The sequence below is a fragment of the Streptomyces sp. BE20 genome (assembly GCF_036322525.1).
Lineage (GTDB): Bacteria > Actinomycetota > Actinomycetes > Streptomycetales > Streptomycetaceae > Kitasatospora.
In genome coordinates this window covers 1-314 of sequence record NZ_JAQYWW010000907.1, presented here as the reverse complement: position 1 = coordinate 314, position 314 = coordinate 1, and the positions used below count along the sequence as shown (strand labels likewise).

Genomic DNA, 314 nt, shown 5'->3' with positions numbered 1-314 from the left:
GATGGAGCGGTGGAGGAACAGGGCCTGGGCCTTGCGTTCCTCGGGGGCGAAGCCGAGGCCGGCGCGGATGGCGTCGCCGGGGTGGCCGGTGCGCTGGGTGCGGCCGTCGAGGGTGTCGGGGCCGGAGCGGAGGGGCTGGTCGCCGGCGTGGGCGTGGGCGAGTCCGGAGGGTCCGCCGCCGCAGATGATGACGACGGTCTGGACGATGGCGAGGAGGCCGGTGATGGTGGCGGCTTCGGCGATGACCTGCATGTTGCCGAGGCTGAGGAAGTTGTCGTTGAGAACCCCGAAGAGCGCGAGGACCACGATCAGGG

The 314-nt window shown here is 72.0% G+C and carries 1 pseudogene; it reads right to left on the bottom strand.

What is annotated here, in order from left to right:
• Positions 1–312: pseudogene (locus tag PUR61_RS20895) on the bottom strand (hypothetical protein); the annotation flags it as partial.
• Between the last annotated feature and the right edge of the window lie 2 nt (positions 313–314).